Here is a 17530-nt window from a genome sequence, read left to right as displayed (position 1 = left end):
TCCAATTCTTCGTTTCTGTACTTGCGATTAAAATTAATAAAAAATGAGCCAAAAAAAATCGGGATGGCAATAATTACCTTCCCGATCATAGAAAATAACACCAAGCAGCCCGTTTAAGCTATAGATGCTGACGACGTTTCCACTGCGCGATTCACTTTCTTCACTAACCCCTGTAATACGTTGCCAGGACCAACTTCTACAAATGACGTAGCGCCGTCTTCCAACATTTTTTGTACAGTTTGCGTCCATTTTACAGAACCTGTTAATTGAGCTATCAAATTATCTTTTATAGCTTGAATATCTGTATATGGTTTTGCATCAATATTCTGATAAATAGGGCAAACAGGTTTTTTAAATTCTGTTGCCACAATTGCACTTTCCAGCTCAACTTTTGCACTTTCCATTAGAGGCGAGTGAAATGCACCGCCAACATTCAATTTCAAAGCTCTTTTGGCTCCGGCTTCTAACAATAATTCACAGGCTTTATCAATACCTGCTATTGTTCCCGAAATAACCAATTGTCCAGGGCAGTTATAGTTTGCTGGAACTACAACTTCGCTAACCCGCTGACAAATATCTTCTACGGTAAAATCGTCCAAGCCCAATACCGCTGCCATTGTTGAAGGTTGGATTTCACAGGCCTTTTGCATTGCATTTGCTCGTTTAGCTACCAGTATTAAACCATCTTCAAAAGATAATGCGCCAGCTGCAACCAAAGCAGAGAATTCTCCTAATGAATGTCCGGCTACCATATCGGGTTTAAAATCGCTTCCTAAAACTTTTGCTAAAATTACGGAATGCAAGAATATAGCAGGTTGGGTAACTTTCGTTTGTTTCAACTCTTCATCTGTTCCGGAAAACATAATATCTGTAATTCTGAAACCTAAAATCTCGTTGGCTTTTTCGAATAAAGCTTTTGCCTCTTCAGAAGATTCGTACAAATCTTTACCCATTCCAATAAATTGGGCTCCTTGCCCGGGAAAAACATATGCTCTCATTTCTTTCGTTGTTTATGTGTTTTTAGCCGCTGTCTTGTACGAATCTTTCGTATCAAGGTTCATGCTTCAACTTATTTATATAAATCGGCAGAGATTAATCTCAAAAATTCCGATCTGGTCTTATCATTTGCGAACTCTCCGGTAAAGGCAGAAGTTGTTGTAACTGAATTTTGTTTTTGAATACCACGCATGCTCATGCACATGTGTTTACACTCTAAGACTACTGCAACACCCGCCGGATGTAATGTATTTTGTATACAGTCTCTAATTTCGTTTGTCAATCTTTCCTGAACCTGAAGTCTACGGGCAAAAACATCTACTACTCTCGGGATTTTGCTTAAACCTACAATATGCCCATTTGGGATATAAGCTACATGTGCTTTACCGAAAAAGGGAATAATATGGTGCTCACAAAGCGAATACACCTCGATATCTTTGACGATAACCATTTGACTGTATTCTTCCCTGAACATTGCCGAACGTAGTATTTCCTCGGCATCTAAGTCATATCCATGAGTTAAGAACTGCAAAGCTTTGGCATACCTTTCGGGAGTCTTCAACAGCCCATCCCGACTGGTATCTTCTCCAATTTCATTCAGTATTTCCTTATAATGCGAAGCAATTTTATTGGTCCTATCCTGGTTATATCTATCTATTTTGATGTAACCAGAATCTTCAAAAAAATCGTCATTTTCAGAATGGGTCATGTTGCTTGTTTTTATTCGCCAAAATACTCCACGTAATTATTGGCTGTTTCATAAAGTTTAATTGAATGTAATTGGGCTCCCTTTGCCTTAATTGGATTTTCCAGCTGCTTCCAGAATTCTATAGCCAATATTTCGGTAGATGCCATCTTGCCCCTCATAAAATCAACATCCAAATTCAGATTTCTATGGTCTACCTTATCTATTACATTTTTAATGATGATATCTTTAAGATCTTTTAAATCGATTACAAAGCCTGTCTCCTCATTAATTTCTCCTTTCACAGTCACATAAAGATCATAGTTGTGACCATGCCAGTTAGCATTTGCGCATATGCCAAAAACTTCTTCATTCTTCTCTTTACTCCAGTCTTCACGGTAAAGTTTATGTGCTGCATTAAAATGCTCTTTCCTTGTAATGTAAATCATTTTTTATTAAATAAAGCGCAAATATAAGCAAAGCCATTTACAAGAGAATAAACAGTTTAAATCATTGTATGTAAATTTGCAATATGAAAATTCTGATTGTCGCTGCTACTTATGCAGAAATTGCTCCGTTCCTTAGTACTTTATCCATAACCGGTATTCCGGATGAACCTGTTAATTTTAATCGCCATGAACTTTCTTTTGCAATTTCTGGCGTAGGAATGGTGAGCATGGCATATGCTTTAGGCAAAGCTTTTGCAAAACAAAAATATGATTTAGCGATAAATGTGGGTATCGCCGGAAGCTTTTCAAAAAAAATCAAAATAGGACAATTGGTTGAAATTAAAGAGGACATTTTTTCTGAACTTGGCGCCGAAGACGATGAAGAATTTATTACCCTGGAGGAAATGCAGCTCGGAGATATTTTTTATTCCAGTAGTTTTAGGAACGACGGCACCGCTGACCTTCAAAAAGTAAAGGGAATTACGGTAAACAAGGTTCACGGGAATGAAGAAAGTATAGAAAATGTAATGGAAATGTTTACTCCTAAGGTAGAAAGCATGGAAGGTGCTGCATTTTTTTACGCCTGTGAAGAAGCAGAAATTCCTTCTTTGCAGGTAAGGACTATTTCTAATTATGTAGAAAAAAGAAATCGTAATAATTGGGATGTTCCTTTGGCTGTAAAAAATATCAACATCTGGCTTTATGGCTTTGTAAAGAATTTGAATTAAAAATCTGACAACATGAAACTTACACTTGGTTTTTCTCCTTGCCCAAACGATACTTTTATATTCGACGCCTTAATACATAAAAAGATAGATACTGGAGATTTAGATTTTGAGGTCAGCTTCGAAGATGTTGAAACTTTAAACCAGCAGGCTTTTAACAAGCAACTGGATATTACAAAATTAAGCTACCATGCATTTGCTTATGCAACTTCAAATTATCAACTATTGGATGCGGGAAGTGCTTTGGGGTTTGGTGTTGGTCCGTTATTGATTAGCCACCGGGACTTCGATTTGGACAGGCTAAAAAACAACCCATCAGATATTAGAGTAGGAATACCGGGTAAATATACTACAGCAAACTTTTTATTATCCATTGCATATCCAGAGTTAACGAACAAAGAAGAAGTACTTTTTTCGGACATTGAACAGAAGCTAATTGATAAAGAAATTGATTTAGGTCTGATTATTCACGAGAACCGATTTACTTATCAGGAAAAAGGCCTCTTAAAAATTATGGATTTAGGTGATTTTTGGGAGCAACAAACCGGATGCGCTATTCCTTTAGGAGGTATCGTTATAAAACGGGATCTTCCGGAAGATATAAAACAACAAGTCAATAAACTAGTAAGGGCGTCTATAGAATTTGCATTTGCAAACCCCTATTCTGGTATGGACTTCATTAGACAGCATGCTCAGGCTATGGAAGAGAAGGTAATGCTTAAGCATATTAATCTTTACGTTAACGAGTATTCTAAAGATTTAGGTACCGAAGGGCGAAAAGCCATCAATAATATGTTCAATATAGCACAAGAGAGAAAGGTGATCCCTCATATTTCTAAAAATATATACCTTAACCCCTGATTCCTCTTTACCTGGTATAGCCAGGCAAATTTTTTTTATCAAACGCCCGTATCGGAATATTTTCGGATATCTTCCTGTTTGTTTCTTTTTATTTCTTTTTATTTTTTTATTATTGCATTTAGAATTAGTTGAAAACCAACCTTACTATGCACAAAAAACTTAGCTCGGCATTATTTGCCTGCGTATTTTTGTTAGGAACAAACAGTTATGCGCAAAATAAAATAGATTTGCAAGGACATAGAGGCGCCAGAGGCTTGATGCCCGAAAATACCATTCCAGCCATGAAAAAGGCCATGGATTTAGGCGTTAACCTCGAGATGGATGTCAACTTCAGTAAAGACAAAAAACCTATTGTTTCTCACGATCACTGGTTAAATGCAGCCTTCGTTCTCACTCCAGAAGGAAAAGAAATTCCGACAGAAACTCAAAAAGAAAACAGGCTTTACGATCTTACATATAGAGAGATAAGAAAATACGACGTCGGCTCCAAATTCTACGCCACTTATCCCGAGCAAAAGAAAATGAAAGCTTACATTCCATTACTTTCAGAATTAATTGACTCGGTTGAGCTTTACGCAAAACAAAAAAACTATCCGCTGCCTCATTACAACATAGAAACCAAGCTTTCTGCAAAAGGAGACAATATAAACCATCCAACTCCGGAAGTTTTTGTTAAGAAACTCATGAAAGTCATCAATTCAAAAAAAATTGCAGATCGTGTAATGATTCAGTCTTTTGACCCCAGAACACTTGAAATTATCAACAAACAACATAAAAATGTTCAAACTTCTTTTCTGGTGAGTAAAGGAAAGCTGGAAGACAACCTAAAAAAGCTGACATTTAAACCAGATATTTATAGTCCCAACTATAAATTAGTAGATAAAGCAATGGTAGAAAAATGTCACAAGCTAGGCATTAAAGTAATTCCATGGACCGTTAACACGAAAGCTGAAATAGAAGCTATTAAAGCAATGGGTGTAGATGGTATTATATCCGATTATCCTAATTTATACTAACAAGCACTCCCCGACATGAAATTTTCATTTTTAAATCCTGCTCCTCACAAGCCATTACTGGATGCAGAGAAAATCGATCCAACGTATAAGAAACTCAGGTTTCAGGTTTTTTTAGGAATATTTTTAGGATACGCCGGTTATTATCTTGTTCGAAAAAACTTCGCCCTCGCGATGCCGGATTTATTGGAACAAGGTTATTCCAAGGCCGATTTAGGATGGGCCCTTTCTGGTGTTTCTATCGCTTATGGCTTAAGTAAATTTTTAATGGGAAATGTTTCTGACCGAAGTGACGCCAGAAAATTTTTAACTACCGGCTTAGTTTTATCTGCCTTAACCATGATTGCCATGGGAACACTACCATTTGCAACTTCATCTATCCTGATGATGTTTGTGTTACTTTTTATTAATGGTTGGTTTCAGGGGATGGGATGGCCTCCTTGCGGACGTGTTGTAGTGCATTGGTTCTCTGTTAAAGAGCGTGGAACTAAAATGTCTATATGGAACGTAGCTCATAATGTTGGGGGCGGACTAATAGGTCCGTTAGCTATTTTTGGTGTAGAGATTTTTGCAGACTGGCACAGCAAATTCTATTTTCCCGGAATGGTAGCACTCATTTTTGCTGTTATCGCTTATGTACTGGTTAGAGACACTCCTCAATCCTGCGGACTTCCGCCTATAGAGAAATACAAAAACGATTATCCTAAGAATTATTCTGAAAAACAGGAAGAAGAGTTAACTGCCAAAGAAATATTTTTTAAATATGTATTCAACAATAAAATGCTTTGGTATATCGCTTTTGCAAATGCCTTTGTTTATCTGGTTAGATATGGCATTCTGGACTGGTCTCCAACTTATCTGGAAGAGGCAAAGGGTTTCTCTGTAAAGCAAAGCGGATGGGCATATTTCCTTTATGAATATGCCGGTATCCCTGGCACCCTGGTCTGCGGATGGATTAGCGACAAAGTCTTTAAAGGAAGACGGGCACCTGCAACAATTATATACATGATTTTGGTTTTAGTTGCAGTTGTTATTTATTGGAAAAATCCAGCCGGAAATATCTGGATAGACAATATTGCATTGGTTGCCATTGGATTTTTGATTTATGGCCCTGTAATGTTAATTGGTGTGCAGGCATTGGATTTGGCCCCTAAGAAGGCAGCAGGAACTGCGGCAGGATTAACAGGATTGTTTGGCTATATGGGCGGGGCATTGTTTGCAAACATTGCCATGGGCTATGTAGTAGACCATTTTAGCTGGGACGGGGGATTTATTGTGATGATTATCGCATGTATTTTATCTATAATTTTTACAGCTTTAACCTGGAAAACAGAAGTTAAAAACCTACTGTTGAAATAAATTTGACTAAAGAACAATGGTGTCTCTTAAATTGGCAAACCAACTAATAGGAGACACCATTGCTTTATTCTGCTATTGTAACTTTAACTCCAAGCCCCTCTAAAGCTTTTATGGTAGAATCTGAAATTCCACTATCTGTAATTATCTGATCTATATCTTCAAAACCACATATTCTGCCAAAGCCTCTTCTTCCAAACTTAGTGGAATCTGCAAGTACTATTGTTTTTTGCGAAACCTTAATCATCTCCCTGTTTAACTGGGCTTCCATCGAATTGGTTGTTGTCAAACCAAACTCAAGATCGATTCCGTCTACACCTAAAAACAGTTTGGAACAAAAGAAATCCGACAATGCATTTTTTGCATAATTACCAGTTACAGAGGTAGAGCTTTTACGTAAAACTCCTCCTAACTGTATAATTTCTACGTTATTGTCCAGCTTTAGCAATTCCATTGCGACATTCAAAGCACCGGTAACAACCATTAAGTTTCCTTTTACATTAATTGCCCGAGCTAAAGCTTGTACAGTTGTTCCAGACGCAATGACAATAGAATCGTTATCTGAGATTAATTTTGCTGCCTCTGTTCCAATTTTCAACTTTTCTATCGACTGAATTTTTTCTTTCTCATTCACAGGCCGATCTACAGTGTAAGGATTTTGCTGGGTAGCTCCACCATGAGTTTTAAACAACAATCCTTTTTCTTCCAGTAACTTGAGATCTTTTCTTATAGTAACAGGAGAAACGTTTAAATCTTTACATAAGTCTACCACCGCTACATACCCCTCTTGTTGTAATTTATTGATGATAACCTGATGTCTTTCGGCGATATTTAGCATAAATTTTAATTAGCATTTAAACTCCCTAAAAATACCTTTTTACCAAACATATAACAACAAAAAGCATAATTAAGCGAAAATATTATTTTTTGTTTCTTTTTAAGTTTCGTATAATTGCCATATATTTCTTTTTATATTTTAAATGTATTTTAATGAATATTAAAACTAGGGAAGAACAGCTTTCCGCTTTACAGGAAAATACTACTTGGGATATTGTCATTATTGGCGGAGGGGCAACAGGACTAGGGTGCGCTGTAGACGCTGCTTCCAGGGGTTTTAAAACTTTACTTCTTGAACAGTATGATTTTGCAAAGGGAACATCCAGTAGAAGTACGAAGTTGGTTCATGGTGGGGTGAGATATTTAGCGCAGGGAGATGTTAGTCTAGTAAGAGAAGCACTAAAAGAAAGAGGCCTGCTTTTTCAAAATGCACCACACTTAGTGAATAAACAATCTTTTGTTATTCCTTGTTTCGGACTGTTTTCTAAAATAAAGTATCTGGTTGGGCTTAAGCTATATGATTGGTTATCCGGAAAATTTAGTTTTGGAAGCTCTGTTTATTTAAGTAAAAGCAAAGTTTTAGAATATCTGAAAGGCATCTCCGACAAAAATGTTTCGGGAGGTATAGAATATTACGATGGCCAGTTTGACGATGCCCGTCTTGCTATAAACCTTGCCCAAACCGCAATTGAGAATGGAGCTACTGTACTTAACTACGCAAAGGTTGTTAATCTGTTAAAAGATGAAGAAAACAATAAACTAACAGGGCTTTCCTTAATTGATATAGAAACACAACAAGAGTACAAAATAAAAGCAAAGTCTATCATTAATGCTACAGGTGTATTTGTGGACGATATTTTAAGCATGGATACCCCCGGCAGAAAACCATTGGTTCGCCCCAGCCAGGGTGTACATTTAGTTTTAGACAGGTCTTTTATGAACGGAAATTCCGCCTTAATGATTCCTGAAACCTCCGATGGCAGGGTATTATTTGCCGTACCATGGCATAATCACTTGGTTGTAGGCACTACAGATACGCCTCTGGAAAGTCATAGTTTGGAACCCAAAGCTCTTCAAAAAGAAATTGACTTTATTTTGCAAACAGCAGGCGCCTATTTAGCGAAAAAACCTACAGAAGACGATGTACTTAGTGTATTTGCAGGTTTAAGACCGCTCGCTTCTCCTGATAAATCAACCAATAAAACCAAAGAGATTTCCAGGAGTCATAAATTAATTGTTAACAAAAGCGGATTGGTTACTATTACAGGCGGGAAATGGACAACCTACAGAAAAATGGCGGAAGATACTATCGATGAAGCTATAAAGACCTGTAATTTAAACGTGAAATCATGTGTTACAGAGAATTTAAAAATACATGGTTATAGCGTAAAAAAACAAGACCTGCACACGGATATTTACGGAAATGATGCGGAACATATAACATCCATCATTCAAAAAAATCCGGATTTAGCAGATAAATTAGCCCCTTCTTTTCCCTATACCGCAGCAGAAGTCATTTGGTTTGTGAGAAACGAAATGGCAAGAAGTGTAGAAGATATATTGGCAAGAAGATTACGTTTATTATTTTTAAATGCTCAAACCGCAATTAATGTAGCTCCGGTAGTTGCTGCTTTAATGGCAAAAGAGTTAGGAAAGGGAAAAGATTGGGAAGATTTACAAATCAATAAATTTACAGAAATCGCCAAAAACTATACTTTAAAAAAGAGATAAACATGAAAATAAAGCTTACAGTAACCCTATTATTTGCTTTTTTTGCACTAGAATCCTCCGCTCAGGTACCAGGAAGAAAATATACTTCCTTAACTGTGCAGGGAAAGGCAATAGAAACAAAGAATCGTTTTCACAGAGTTGACACCGCAAAATATCCTCTCATTCCTAAGAATGTTAAGAACTTACTTACCAACTCTGCCGGGTTATTTGTAAGCTTTAAAACCAATAGCCAATCTATTTCTGCAAAATGGTGTACAAGCGATAAAAAAGCATCAGCAAATATGACTGCAATTGCTTATGAAGGATTGGACATTTATATAAAAAAAGAGGGAAAATGGCAGTTTGCAGGTGTAGGAAGACCCGGTACAAAATCTTGTTCCGAATCTATCCTGATAGATAATATGGATAATTCTGAGAAAGAGTGTATCGTATATCTTCCATTATATGATGAAACAAAAAGTTTGGAAATAGGGGTAGATGCTAACGCCAATATCTCGGAAATTCCGAATCCGTTTCAAAAAAATCTTATTGTCTACGGATCAAGTATTGTTCAAGGCGCTTCTGCCAGCAGACCGGGTATGGCATATCCGGCAAGATTAAGCAGAAATACCGGGCTTAACTTTATCAATATAGGAGTGAGCGGAAACGCCAAAATGGAAAAAGAAGTAGCTGATATGGTTTCCGAAATGACAGCCGATGCTTATATCTTAGATTGCGTTCCAAATTCTTCGCCTTTAGAAATAAAAGAACGAACAAAATACCTGGTTAACAAAATTCGTAATACACATCCCAAAGCTCCAATCATCGTTATACAGACTATTATAAGAGAACATGGTTACTTCAACAAGTCTGTTGGTGTACGAGTAAAACAACAGAACGACGAAATTAAAAAGCAATTTGATGAACTTGTAAAAGAGGGGATTAAGGATCTGTATTTCATTCCTGCGGATGATCTTCTTGGTAACGACCACGAGGCTACAGCCGATGGCACCCATCCAAACGATTTAGGCTTTGACAGAATGATTCAAAAATTCCAACCAGAAATACTTACTGTATTAAAAAAGCATAAAATCATTTAGTCCTGTTTATTTTGGCAAGGTATTCGCTTTTGTTCTGTTATCTTTTAAGAACAAAACACTTACGAATATGGAAAACTCAAAATTAACTACAGCCATTTTGGCCGGAGCTGCAATTGGCGGAGCTATTTGGTATTTAACAAAAACAACACAAGGGAAAGAATGTCTGAATGCTGTTCTGGACACAGCTAAAAGTTACGGAGACAGGATGAAATCTAGTCTTAGTGAAAAAGCAAAAGATGTAGAAAACATGTCTAAAAAAGCATCAGACTTCATGACAGAGAAAGCGTCTGAAGCAACGAAATTTGCGAAAAACAAACTAGACGATATCAACACCAAAATGTCTGAAGCAAAATCTTAACAGGAAAAGGCTGTCAAAAAGAAACCTCAAAAATAAAAGTAGTAAGTCTGCAAAAACAGAAGATTTTTTATCTCTTATTACTCACTGTAAAATAAGTTTTAGGCAGCCTTTTCTTTATTCATGCACCTTCGTTTTAAAATATTTTCATTGGTGTTGTATCAAATAAATCAAACCTTACGTTTAGACTCTAAATTCAACCGTGTTTGATTTAAATTAGAAAGTTATGAATTATTTAAAAGTATTAACGAAAGGGGCATTATTTATTGCCGTTGCAATAAGTTTAAGCTCGTGTTTAAAAAATAAGGGGACAGAGATTGTGCAACCAGATGTTGCGTTTTTATCAGTTTACCATGCGTCTCCCGGAACGCTAAAAACTGATTTTGTATTGGATGGACAACTGGTAACTGCTGGTTTAGAATACAAAAGTAATAAAGGATATTACACACTATATACAGGTAGCAGAGCTGCCGCTTTCTATAAAGAAAATTCGTATACCGATACCATACGTACAAAAAAATTTACAGCAGAAAAAGACAGTATTTATTCTTTATTCCTAATTGGTCCGGCCTCCAATCCAGAAACTTTATTGATTCGTGATCATTTAACCGCTCCGGCTACTGGAAAGGCAAATGTACGTTTCGTTAATTTAAGTCCTGATGCAGGCAGCTTTACGCTAAAGGCCATAGCAACGAGCGTGGACACCACATTCTTTGATGGTATAAACTATAAAACCGCTACAAATTTTTCTGCCGTTACTCCTAGAACTTATAAACTAGAGTTACATAAAGGCGGAACCAAGGTTACAGATTTAGCAGATGTGGCTATTGGTTCTGGTAAAAATTATACTATTTGGGCTACAGGCCTGGACGGCGATCCGAATAATGAACTTAAACCGGTGATAAAAGTTACCGAGAATAAATAGTTACTTAAACGATTCTCTACATCTAGTAGGTCAAATCAAAAAGAGCAATCTGTTATAGCAGGTTGCTCTTTTTGATCAGATCAATAACTTCTCTCTTCTCAAACTTTAAATATAAATTTATTCTCCCCAGGCTGTTATAACACATCGTCTCCTTCCGCCATGGTTCCTATGTTCACATAAATAAATACCTTGCCATGTACCCAAAGCCAACCTCCCGTTAGCGACAGGGATATTTACAGAAGCTCCCAATAGAGAAGCCTTTATATGCGCAGGCATATCATCATCTCCTTCGTAATCATGGAGATAATAAGGTGCTTTTTCGGGTACCATTTTATTAAAATGTGACTCAAAGTCTTTTCTAACTGTATAATCCGCATTCTCATTAATTGTTAGAGATGCAGAGGTGTGCTGAATAAAGACCTGACACATTCCTATTTTAATCTGTTTTAATTCTGGCATTGCCGCTAAAATTTCATCAGTCACTAAATGAAATCCCCGCTCTCTTGCTTTTAATGATATGTGTTGCTGAAAAATCTTCATGATTAATCTCTATTTTTAATGTTCAAAGTCAGTATAAAAATCATCAGGCCTAAAAAACTTAAAATTCCAAAGGCCCATCTTAAGCTGGTTGCATGAGCAAGATAACCTACAGAGGGAGGTACAACTAAGAAACCCAAGTAGCCAATAGTAGAAATAGAAGCAACTCTGGTTCCACTATTTACTGTTTTATCTCTTCCGGCTAAACTAAAAATGAGAGGTACAATACAAGATACGCCTAACCCCACTAACGCGAACGATGGAAAGATGACAGACTTATACGGAAATAATGCAACCAATAGCAAACCAAAAAAAATCATAAGCCCACTAAATTTAATAATATTAACTATTCCTATTTTGTGAACAATTTTATCACCACCAAAACGTCCCATGGTCATAAATATCATATATACTACAAAACCCGTAATTGCTGTTGATGGCGGAGCCATACCTGCTTTTTCAAAATAGATAATAGCCCAGTCATACATTACATTTTCTGTAGCCATACATGCAAAACAGATAATAGCAAACCCAAGTACAGATTTATCGGGTAAAGAAAATACAGGTTTACGTTCCTCTGGAATAGGTTCCTGATATAAGGTTTGAGGGTAAGCCGCCAAAGAGAGCAAAACCATCAGGATCCCTGCCATAGGCAAATGATATTCTGTCCCTATGTTATTAGCAACCATTAAATAGCCTAGCCCTGCTCCAGCAAAACCTGCCATACTCCAAACACCGTGAAATGTTGTAATAATAGATCTAGTGTAATGTGCCTGAACCGCTACCGATTGCCCATTCATAGAAATATTCATAATATTCCTTGCTGCGCCAAATACAAACAAAACTACCATAAGCTGTAGTATCGAATTGGTAAAACCAGGCAAGCATAACGTAATATTAAATAGTAATGCGCCAATAAGCATAATTAAATTACTGCTATGTTTCCTTAACAAATATTTGGTAAGCGGGAGGGTAAGGATAAGACCTACAGGCATAGCAAACAACACGGTACCCAGTTGAGCTTCGTTTAAATTAAGCTGTTGTTGTATGGTAGGAATTCTGGATGCCCAACTTGCATAACCAAAACCAGATATAAAGAAAAAAATACTACAAGCTGCTCTAATGTGCTTTCTTTCGGACATGATCACTCTTAAATAAACTGTGGCAAAATTACCAGAGAATTATGGAAGCAAAGAAAATTTCAGATTTATTTTAGAAAATCGGATTTCTTTGGCTCCGGTTAATCAAACGGAGCCAAAACCGACGTTTTTCGGGGGACGATATAGGGCGATCGACTCCCATACTAAACAAGTATGATACCAAAATTTCAGTTTAGCTGAATATTTTTTCAAACCACAGCAAAAAACATCTGCCAACTTGGCATTTAATTTAGATTGGTATAACACTTGATTACTGTCTAACAACTAGTATTAAATCAAAAATTTTAAGAAAATGCAGGAAAAAGGAACAATTTCTATTCATACCGAGAACATCTTCCCGATTATTAAAAAATTCTTATACTCGGACAATGAAATTTTCTTACGTGAGTTAGTATCTAACGCCGCTGATGCTACACAGAAGGTTAAAAGGTTAGCTTCTTTAGGACAGTACAATGGAGAATTAGGCGATTTAAGAGTTGACGTTTCTTTCGATGAGAAAGCAAAAACCATTACCATTAGCGATAAAGGTATTGGTATGACGGCCGAGGAGATTAAAAAATACATTAATCAGATTGCATTTTCCGGTGCAACAGAATTTGTAGAAAAGTTTAAAGATGCTAAAGATGCCAATGAAATCATTGGTAAATTTGGTTTAGGGTTCTACTCTGCTTTCATGGTAGCCAGCAAAGTGGAAATTCAATCCTTATCTTATCAGGAAGGCGCAGAACCCGCTCGTTGGATCTGTGACGGAAGTACAGAATTCGAAATCGGTCCCGGAAATAAAACAGAGCGTGGTACAGATGTTATTCTTCATATTAATTCAGAGTCTGAAGAATTCTTAAACCAACATAAACTTCAGGAAATTCTTGATAAATACTTCAAGTTCTTACCTACGAAATTGGTTTTTGGAAAAAGGTCTGAAAGTGTTGAAGACGGAACTGACAAAGACGGAAAACCACAATACAAATCTGTAGACGTTGATAATGTTATTAACTATGCAAAACCGATTTGGACAATCTCTCCTTCTGAATTAAAAGAAGAAGATTACAAAGAATTCTATCGCCAGCTTTATCCTTTTGCAGATGATCCATTATTCTGGATCCATCTGAATGTTGATTATCCATTTAATTTAACCGGAGTACTTTATTTCCCGAAAATAAAGACGGATATGGATTTCCAACGCAACAAGATCAAATTGTTCAGCAGACAGGTGTTCATTACCGATGAAGTAAAAGATATTGTTCCTGAATTCTTAATGTTATTACATGGCGTTATCGATTCGCCGGATATTCCATTAAACGTATCAAGAAGTTTCTTACAGGCGGATTCCAACGTTAAGAAAATAAATAGCTATATCACTAAAAAGGTTGCTGAGAAATTAGCAGAACTGTTCAAAAAAGACCGTACAGGTTACGAAGAAAAATGGAGCGACATTGGTTTATTTGTTAAATACGGAATGATTAGCGATGAGAAGTTCTACGAAAAAGCTAAAGATTTCGGTTTATTAACAAGTACCGACAATAAAAACTACACGCTGGAAGAATACAAAGAAAAAGTTAAAGTAAACCAAACCGATAAAGACGGAAATGTAGTTTATTTATACACGAATGATCCGGATAAACAAGATGCCTTTATCCAGTCTGCCCAGAAAAAAGGATACGATGTATTGTTAATGAACACACCTATCGATGGGCACTTTGTTACCAACATCGAGCATAAATTAGAGAAAGTAACATTAAAACGTGTAGATGCAGATGTTATTGATAAATTAATTGATAAGGACGAGAAATTAGAGCATATTCTCTCTGAAGAGCAATCTAATAAGGTGAAAGAAGTATTCGAAAAAGCTATTAACAAACCAACTTACAAAGTTTCTGTTGTAGCAATGAGTCCTGATGAACTTCCGGTAACTGTGACAATGGACGAATTTATGCGTCGTATGAAAGAAATGGCTGCTATGGGTGGCGGTGGAATGCAGTTTTATGGAAGCATGCCAGACAGCTATAATGTAGCTATTAACGGAAATCATAAACTGGTTAGCAAAATTTTAGAAAGTGCCGATGAAAAGGCTCAGTCAGAATTGGCAAAACAAGCTTTTGACCTGGCATTGTTGTCTCAAGGTTTGTTAACCGGAGCAGATCTTACTGCTTTCGTAAATAGAAGTGTTTCGCTAATTTAAGCGAGTCAATAAAATATTATATGAGAATCCCAATGGTGAAATCTGTTGGGATTTTCTTTTTTAAGATAAAAACCGACGCTGTAATTCTGGAGAAGGAATCATACAAGAATCTTTCTTACCAAACCATTTATATCTGTTTCTGGCAATCAGGTTATAAACTGTGTCTCTTATAAAAACAGGAACAATAATAAAAACATATAATAATGGCCATAAACCATTTAGTTTCTTTAAAATACGTAAAGCAGCGGTAGATTTAGAGTAAAACTTTCCATTTTCTAATAAAATAACAGTACTCATTTTCTGGTTATCTATAAAAGAATTTGCCAATTCTTTTTCCGCAAAATCAGATTGTAAGGAGGCAAACCTGAATCTCTCTTTCCTGTCATGTTTGATGACGAATTGTACAAAGCTATTGCACAAATTACAGACTCCATCGAAAAGAATTACAGATTGCATATACAATGTTAACGAAATTTAGTTACAGCAGACAATCTTAGAATAGAGAAATCAAAGTTTTAACACTTACTTTTTCAATTACCGGAGCAGCAACATTCACAGACGACAGATCGTTTCCTTTGTCTTCTTCTGTAACATTAAAAGCTAAAGAAAGTCCAATAAAGAAGATTACCGGAATAATCAACATAATGAACGGCGAAACGGATGTTTTTAAGTTTTTCATAACCTTTTGTTTTGTTTAATGATCAAAGATTCATCTAATTTTTTGGTCTGAAAAAAGTATTAGACTAACACCAAAAAGTATTAGACAAATTGTCTTTTTACGCCCTTTTTATCCGTCGGTAGAGATTTTCGGAGTTCGTCGATAAAATTAGCCGGTTCATCGGAAAAGTCCCTATAATTTTGTCGGGATTTTTTTCTCATCTTTAAGCTGGAATTATGAATTGGAAAAAGAAAGCATCATTGCATGCGCTAATCTGGCTGTTTTTAGTAGCTATTTTTACATTGGTTGCTACCGGCGGACTAAACTCTAGTCAGGGGTTTCTTATTCATTTTTTGATTATGTCTGTGTGGAATATTATCATATTCTACACCAATCTTTATTTTATTATCCCCGCTACGCTTAACAAAAGGAAGTTCTTCTTATGGATTGCAGCTTGTTCTGTACTGGTGATTATCTTCGCCTTTCTAAAATATTTCGAGAGTTTCTATATGTTCAATCTGAGCGACATGGAAATCAGCATAAAGGGTAAGAAGATTGTCAAAAACGAGTTCTGGACAGATATGATTTCTCACCTTATGGTAAATGGATTCTTTATCTTCCTGAGCACAGTTTACAAATTTACCGTAGATTGGTTCTTCAATGAAAAGGAAAAGAATGATCTGGAAAAACAAAGCTTAACTGCCGAACTTTCATTTTTGAGATCACAAATCAATCCACATTTTTTGTTCAATTCTTTAAATAATATTTATTCTCTGGCATATCAAAAGTCGGATGATGCACCCACAGCAATTCTGAAACTTTCGGAAATTATGCGTTATATGCTCTATGAAAGCAACGACGAAAATGTTCTTTTAAGTAAAGAGATCAATTATTTGCAAAGTTATATCGATTTGCAAAAACTACGGCTAAAAGGCGAGGGGCAAATAGAATTATTGGTAGAAGGTAATATTGACAGTCAGGTTATTGTTCCGCTGATGCTGATCTCTTTTGTTGAAAATGCTTTTAAACACGGCGTAGCTACAGATCCTGAGCATCCGATAAAAATCAATATTTCTGTTTTTGAGAATAATCTGTTATTTACTTTATCAAATCTTAAAAACAAACAGCTAAATAAAGATAAAACCGGAGGAATTGGCATGTCTAATGTTAAAAGGCGATTAGATTTAACCTATCCAAACCGATATAAGTTAAATGTAGAGAATAATGCAGACGATTATTTCTGCGAATTATATCTAAATTTATAGCATGACAAATATTCGCTGTATTGTTGTAGACGACGAACCGCTTGCTATAGACATTTTGAATGATTACATTTCAAAAATCCCTTTTTTGGAATTGGTAAAAAGCTTTCGCAATCCTATAGAAGCATTGCAAGCTGTGCAAAATGACGAGGCAGATTTGGTCTTCCTTGATGTTCAAATGCCGGAACTTACCGGAATTCAGTTTCTGAAAATTGCCAATGGCAAATGTAAAGTCATTTTAACAACTGCTTATCAGGAATATGCTTTGGAAGGCTATGAGCTAAATGTTGTAGATTACTTACTAAAACCAATTGCTTTTGATCGCTTTTACAAAGCCGCAGAAAAAGCAAAGGCTTTGCTTTCCATAAACCAATCCAATGGAAATACAGTCTCTCCTTCTGCAGTAAGTACAGCAGAGCAGGCTGCTTCAAAACCAGGTATAGGCAATGACTTTATATTTGTAAAAACTGAACATAAAATCCAAAAAATCTATTTAAATGATGTTTTATATATAGAAGGATTAAAAGACTACATTTCCATTTTCACCAAAACAGAAAGAATCATCACGCTGCAAAGCATGAAAAAAATGGAAGAGACTTTACCCTCATTTCATTTTGTAAGAGTACATAAGTCTTACATTATAGCTTTAGATAAAATTGAGAGTATAGAACGTAGCCGGATCTTCATTGCAGATAAAATTATCCCCGTTGGAGACACCTACC

General features: G+C 36.1%; 19 protein-coding genes. 11 read left to right on the top strand and 8 right to left on the bottom strand.

Annotation, left to right across the window (positions count from 1 at the left end; genetic code table 11):
- Nucleotides 1-113: 113 nt before the first annotated feature.
- From fabD to ABWO41_RS00915, 3 genes are all read right to left on the bottom strand, one after another.
- A complete protein-coding gene (fabD, locus tag ABWO41_RS00925) occupies nt 114-998 on the bottom strand; it encodes an ACP S-malonyltransferase (RefSeq protein ID WP_353132127.1) in 885 nt (294 codons plus the stop codon).
- 71 nt (nt 999-1069) lie between these two features.
- Entirely contained in the window at nt 1070-1705 is a 636-nt protein-coding gene (gene folE / locus ABWO41_RS00920) for a GTP cyclohydrolase I FolE (protein ID WP_353132125.1), read from the bottom strand.
- An 11-nt stretch (nt 1706-1716) separates the two neighbouring features.
- Nucleotides 1717-2130, bottom strand: a complete 414-nt coding sequence (locus ABWO41_RS00915) for a 6-pyruvoyl trahydropterin synthase family protein (protein ID WP_353132123.1) — start codon at nt 2128-2130, stop codon at nt 1717-1719.
- 83 nt (nt 2131-2213) lie between these two features.
- Here ABWO41_RS00915 and mqnB point away from each other — a divergent pair, with 83 nt between their 5' ends.
- From mqnB to glpT, 4 genes are all read left to right on the top strand, one after another.
- Nucleotides 2214-2858 carry a futalosine hydrolase gene (gene mqnB, locus ABWO41_RS00910; RefSeq protein WP_353132121.1) on the top strand — a complete coding sequence of 215 codons (645 nt, stop codon included), beginning with the start codon at nt 2214-2216 and terminating at the stop codon, nt 2856-2858.
- 12 nt (nt 2859-2870) lie between these two features.
- Entirely contained in the window at nt 2871-3716 is an 846-nt protein-coding gene (locus tag ABWO41_RS00905) for a menaquinone biosynthesis family protein (protein WP_353132119.1), read from the top strand.
- A 146-nt stretch (nt 3717-3862) separates the two neighbouring features.
- Nucleotides 3863-4732 (top strand): glycerophosphodiester phosphodiesterase, encoded by an 870-nt coding sequence (locus ABWO41_RS00900; RefSeq protein ID WP_353132117.1) that lies wholly within the window; start codon nt 3863-3865, stop codon nt 4730-4732.
- A gap of 15 nt (nt 4733-4747) precedes the next feature.
- Nucleotides 4748-6088: a glycerol-3-phosphate transporter gene (gene glpT, locus ABWO41_RS00895; RefSeq protein ID WP_353132115.1), complete on the top strand. Its 1341-nt coding sequence runs from the start codon at nt 4748-4750 to the stop codon at nt 6086-6088.
- Nucleotides 6089-6152: 64 nt separating this feature from the next.
- Here glpT and ABWO41_RS00890 read toward each other — a convergent pair whose 3' ends face one another.
- Nucleotides 6153-6923 (bottom strand): DeoR/GlpR family DNA-binding transcription regulator, encoded by a 771-nt coding sequence (locus ABWO41_RS00890; protein ID WP_353132113.1) that lies wholly within the window; start codon nt 6921-6923, stop codon nt 6153-6155.
- A gap of 152 nt (nt 6924-7075) precedes the next feature.
- Here ABWO41_RS00890 and ABWO41_RS00885 point away from each other — a divergent pair, with 152 nt between their 5' ends.
- From ABWO41_RS00885 to ABWO41_RS00870, 4 genes are all read left to right on the top strand, one after another.
- The gene (locus ABWO41_RS00885; protein ID WP_353132111.1) at nt 7076-8653 is read left to right on the top strand and encodes a glycerol-3-phosphate dehydrogenase/oxidase; all 1578 of its coding nucleotides are present in this window, start codon (nt 7076-7078) and stop codon (nt 8651-8653) included.
- Nucleotides 8654-8655: 2 nt separating this feature from the next.
- Nucleotides 8656-9732 carry an SGNH/GDSL hydrolase family protein gene (locus tag ABWO41_RS00880; RefSeq protein WP_353132109.1) on the top strand — a complete coding sequence of 359 codons (1077 nt, stop codon included), beginning with the start codon at nt 8656-8658 and terminating at the stop codon, nt 9730-9732.
- Between the two features lie 67 nt (nt 9733-9799).
- Nucleotides 9800-10090 carry a hypothetical protein gene (locus tag ABWO41_RS00875; RefSeq protein WP_353132107.1) on the top strand — a complete coding sequence of 97 codons (291 nt, stop codon included), beginning with the start codon at nt 9800-9802 and terminating at the stop codon, nt 10088-10090.
- A 223-nt stretch (nt 10091-10313) separates the two neighbouring features.
- The gene (locus tag ABWO41_RS00870) at nt 10314-11012 is read left to right on the top strand and encodes a DUF4397 domain-containing protein (RefSeq protein WP_353132105.1); all 699 of its coding nucleotides are present in this window, start codon (nt 10314-10316) and stop codon (nt 11010-11012) included.
- 117 nt (nt 11013-11129) lie between these two features.
- Here ABWO41_RS00870 and ABWO41_RS00865 read toward each other — a convergent pair whose 3' ends face one another.
- Nucleotides 11130-11552 (bottom strand): secondary thiamine-phosphate synthase enzyme YjbQ, encoded by a 423-nt coding sequence (locus ABWO41_RS00865; protein WP_353132103.1) that lies wholly within the window; start codon nt 11550-11552, stop codon nt 11130-11132.
- Nucleotides 11553-11554: 2 nt separating this feature from the next.
- Nucleotides 11555-12691: an MFS transporter gene (locus tag ABWO41_RS00860; protein ID WP_353132101.1), complete on the bottom strand. Its 1137-nt coding sequence runs from the start codon at nt 12689-12691 to the stop codon at nt 11555-11557.
- 310 nt (nt 12692-13001) lie between these two features.
- Here ABWO41_RS00860 and htpG point away from each other — a divergent pair, with 310 nt between their 5' ends.
- Nucleotides 13002-14888, top strand: coding sequence for a molecular chaperone HtpG (htpG, locus tag ABWO41_RS00855; protein ID WP_353132099.1), 1887 nt, complete (start codon nt 13002-13004; stop codon nt 14886-14888).
- A gap of 60 nt (nt 14889-14948) precedes the next feature.
- Here htpG and ABWO41_RS00850 read toward each other — a convergent pair whose 3' ends face one another.
- A complete protein-coding gene (locus ABWO41_RS00850; protein WP_353132097.1) occupies nt 14949-15344 on the bottom strand; it encodes a thiol-disulfide oxidoreductase DCC family protein in 396 nt (131 codons plus the stop codon).
- A gap of 37 nt (nt 15345-15381) precedes the next feature.
- A complete protein-coding gene (locus tag ABWO41_RS00845; RefSeq protein WP_353132095.1) occupies nt 15382-15567 on the bottom strand; it encodes a hypothetical protein in 186 nt (61 codons plus the stop codon).
- Between the two features lie 215 nt (nt 15568-15782).
- Between ABWO41_RS00845 and ABWO41_RS00840 the strand changes: the two genes are divergently transcribed.
- Together ABWO41_RS00840 and ABWO41_RS00835 are read left to right on the top strand one after the other, a co-directional pair.
- On the top strand, nt 15783-16811 hold the full coding sequence (locus ABWO41_RS00840; protein WP_353132093.1) for a sensor histidine kinase: 1029 nt from the start codon (nt 15783-15785) through the stop codon (nt 16809-16811).
- A gap of 1 nt (nt 16812) precedes the next feature.
- The coding region (locus ABWO41_RS00835) for a LytR/AlgR family response regulator transcription factor (protein WP_353132091.1) at nt 16813-17530 on the top strand (718 nt) is incomplete at its 3' end.

It is taken from the genome of Pseudopedobacter sp. (assembly GCF_040392825.1).
Classification (GTDB): Bacteria; Bacteroidota; Bacteroidia; order Sphingobacteriales; family Sphingobacteriaceae; genus Pseudopedobacter.
Note: the sequence above shows the minus strand (reverse complement) of the source record. Positions and strands in the feature narration are given on the sequence as shown.

What these genes read in the sequence shown, in the direction of transcription:
- ABWO41_RS00870 (WP_353132105.1), top strand. Translation starts at nt 10,314, where the DNA reads ATGAATTATTTAAAAGTATTAACGAAAGGGGCATTATTTATTGCCGTT.
- ABWO41_RS00890 (WP_353132113.1), bottom strand. Translation starts at nt 6,923, where the DNA reads ATGCTAAATATCGCCGAAAGACATCAGGTTATCATCAATAAATTACAA.
- ABWO41_RS00880 (WP_353132109.1), top strand. Translation starts at nt 8,656, where the DNA reads ATGAAAATAAAGCTTACAGTAACCCTATTATTTGCTTTTTTTGCACTA.
- ABWO41_RS00885 (WP_353132111.1), top strand. Translation starts at nt 7,076, where the DNA reads ATGAATATTAAAACTAGGGAAGAACAGCTTTCCGCTTTACAGGAAAAT.
- ABWO41_RS00875 (WP_353132107.1), top strand. Translation starts at nt 9,800, where the DNA reads ATGGAAAACTCAAAATTAACTACAGCCATTTTGGCCGGAGCTGCAATT.
- ABWO41_RS00860 (WP_353132101.1), bottom strand. Translation starts at nt 12,691, where the DNA reads ATGTCCGAAAGAAAGCACATTAGAGCAGCTTGTAGTATTTTTTTCTTT.
- ABWO41_RS00915 (WP_353132123.1), bottom strand. Translation starts at nt 2,130, where the DNA reads ATGATTTACATTACAAGGAAAGAGCATTTTAATGCAGCACATAAACTT.
- ABWO41_RS00900 (WP_353132117.1), top strand. Translation starts at nt 3,863, where the DNA reads ATGCACAAAAAACTTAGCTCGGCATTATTTGCCTGCGTATTTTTGTTA.
- ABWO41_RS00840 (WP_353132093.1), top strand. Translation starts at nt 15,783, where the DNA reads ATGAATTGGAAAAAGAAAGCATCATTGCATGCGCTAATCTGGCTGTTT.
- ABWO41_RS00905 (WP_353132119.1), top strand. Translation starts at nt 2,871, where the DNA reads ATGAAACTTACACTTGGTTTTTCTCCTTGCCCAAACGATACTTTTATA.
- fabD (WP_353132127.1), bottom strand. Translation starts at nt 998, where the DNA reads ATGAGAGCATATGTTTTTCCCGGGCAAGGAGCCCAATTTATTGGAATG.
- ABWO41_RS00845 (WP_353132095.1), bottom strand. Translation starts at nt 15,567, where the DNA reads ATGAAAAACTTAAAAACATCCGTTTCGCCGTTCATTATGTTGATTATT.
- ABWO41_RS00850 (WP_353132097.1), bottom strand. Translation starts at nt 15,344, where the DNA reads ATGCAATCTGTAATTCTTTTCGATGGAGTCTGTAATTTGTGCAATAGC.
- htpG (WP_353132099.1), top strand. Translation starts at nt 13,002, where the DNA reads ATGCAGGAAAAAGGAACAATTTCTATTCATACCGAGAACATCTTCCCG.
- ABWO41_RS00865 (WP_353132103.1), bottom strand. Translation starts at nt 11,552, where the DNA reads ATGAAGATTTTTCAGCAACACATATCATTAAAAGCAAGAGAGCGGGGA.
- folE (WP_353132125.1), bottom strand. Translation starts at nt 1,705, where the DNA reads ATGACCCATTCTGAAAATGACGATTTTTTTGAAGATTCTGGTTACATC.
- glpT (WP_353132115.1), top strand. Translation starts at nt 4,748, where the DNA reads ATGAAATTTTCATTTTTAAATCCTGCTCCTCACAAGCCATTACTGGAT.
- mqnB (WP_353132121.1), top strand. Translation starts at nt 2,214, where the DNA reads ATGAAAATTCTGATTGTCGCTGCTACTTATGCAGAAATTGCTCCGTTC.